Below are 1,645 nucleotides of genomic sequence, written 5' to 3' on the forward strand. Positions count from 1 at the left end.
AGAGGTGTATAAGAGACCGGTGCGGGGGCGTGCGGCCGGAGGGCGACGGGTGGTTCTACCCGCCGACCGTCCTCGCCGACGTGGGGCGGGAACTGCGCATCCACCGGGAGGAGGCCTTCGGGCCGGTCGCCGTGGTGTACCGGGTCCGGGACGTGGACGAGGCCATCGCCGTCGCCAACGACTCGCCGTTCGGGCTGAGTTCCAACGTCTGGACACGGGACCCGGACGAGGCCTCACGGTTCACCGACGAGTTGGAGGCCGGCGGGGTGTTCTTCAACGGCATGACCGCCTCGCACCCCGCGTTCCCCTTCGGCGGCGTGAAGCGCTCCGGGTACGGGCGGGAGCTGTCCGGGCACGGGATCCGCGAGTTCTGCAACATCACGACCGTTTGGCACGGTGTGTGACGGTTGCGCCGTTACCATCGGGGCGTGAACCGGGAAGTGACACTGCCTCTGATCGTCGACGACCGGGGGGATCTCCAGGTGGCGGCGGCCGACGTGAGCAAGCTGCTGCGCACCCTGGGCGGGAGGTGGCTCCACCTCGTCGAGGGCGGGGAGTCGGGGTGGGACGAGGAGACGGTGGCCGACCTGACGATCGAACTGGCCAAGCTGGCCGACCGGATCGACGTGGCGTGCATCGCGCACAGCAGCGGGCGGTCGTCGTAGGCTCAGGTTCCATGATCTTGCTGAGTGACTCCCAGGTGATCAATATCCCGGTGCAGGACTGCGGCGAGCCCCTCGTGGAGATCGCCTCGGCCCCGGAGATCGCACTGGACCCCCGGGAGCGAGACGAGGCAGGAGCATACGGCCGGGTCAGGCTCGGAGTCCTTGAACGTCTGCGCTCGGCGTCGGCACAGCTTCCCGCCGGTGTCAGATTCCTCGTCATAGAAGGTCATCGCAGCAGCACCGAGCAGGCGCGGCGGTTCGCCCTCCACGAAGACCGCCTACGCCGCTCAGGCGTCACCGACCCTGCGGACCTGCGGCACCGGACCAGCGCCTTCGTCTCCCCGGTCGAGGTGGCGCCACACTGTGCCGGCGCTGCCCTCGACCTGACGCTCTTCGACGGCGATGGCCATGAGCTGGACATGGGCGGTGCCGTGAACGGCCACCGCACCGGAGACGAGCAGTTCTGTCCGATGAACGCCTCAGGACTGTCGAGCCAGGCACGCGGCAATCGCGAACTCCTGGCCCGTGCCATGAGCAGCGCGGGCTTCGTCAACTACCCCACCGAGTGGTGGCACTGGTCCTACGGCGACCGGTACTGGGCACTGATCACCAAGGCGGACAGCGCTGTCTACGGACCAGCCTGACCAACTTAACGATCTCTAGTGCTCGAAGACCCCGATTCCGTTGGGGACCGGGCGTTCGGCTCCTCCTGAGGGGTGATTGAGGGCCGTCGTACGGCTCGCTCCCGGCTGTCTCGCCACCAGCGTCGTCGACCCGCCCCCGTCCAGGCTGAAGCCCTCCGTCGCCCCCAACTTCCGTAGTGCCTGGGCCAGTTCTGCCACCGTCAGGCCTGTGCGGTATGCCGTTGCGCCGTCCAGGGCGAAGAGGTGGACGTGGTGGCCGTCTCCGGAGATGCCGATTGCTGTGCGGACGGCGGATGTTCTGGTGTCGAGGCCGGGGAGGGGGCGGCCGGCGGTGAG

At 68.5% G+C, this 1,645-nt stretch carries 4 protein-coding genes; 3 read left to right on the plus strand and 1 reads right to left on the minus strand.

Annotation, left to right across the window (positions count from 1 at the left end; translation table 11 throughout):
- The 3 genes from AOK24_RS31120 to AOK24_RS31130 form a co-directional block, all read left to right on the plus strand.
- The coding region (locus AOK24_RS31120; protein ID WP_159052040.1) for an aldehyde dehydrogenase family protein at positions 1-404 on the plus strand (404 nt) is incomplete at its 5' end.
- Between the two features lie 24 nt (positions 405-428).
- Positions 429-665, plus strand: coding sequence for a DUF6213 family protein (locus AOK24_RS31125; protein WP_063786263.1), 237 nt, complete (start codon positions 429-431; stop codon positions 663-665).
- An 11-nt stretch (positions 666-676) separates the two neighbouring features.
- The gene (locus tag AOK24_RS31130; RefSeq protein ID WP_055723381.1) at positions 677-1,309 is read left to right on the plus strand and encodes a M15 family metallopeptidase; all 633 of its coding nucleotides are present in this window, start codon (positions 677-679) and stop codon (positions 1,307-1,309) included.
- A 15-nt stretch (positions 1,310-1,324) separates the two neighbouring features.
- Here the strand turns inward: AOK24_RS31130 and AOK24_RS46555 are convergent.
- Positions 1,325-1,645 (minus strand): phosphodiester glycosidase family protein (locus AOK24_RS46555; RefSeq protein WP_167376877.1); only part of this gene is annotated, 321 nt, incomplete at its 5' end.

Origin of the sequence: Streptomyces niveiscabiei, from assembly GCF_001419795.1 — a bacterium.
Classification (GTDB): Bacteria; Actinomycetota; Actinomycetes; order Streptomycetales; family Streptomycetaceae; genus Streptomyces; species Streptomyces niveiscabiei.

Excerpts from the sequence above, each read along its gene's own strand:
- AOK24_RS31130 (WP_055723381.1), top strand. The coding sequence starts at position 677 with ATGATCTTGCTGAGTGACTCCCAGGTGATCAATATCCCGGTGCAGGAC.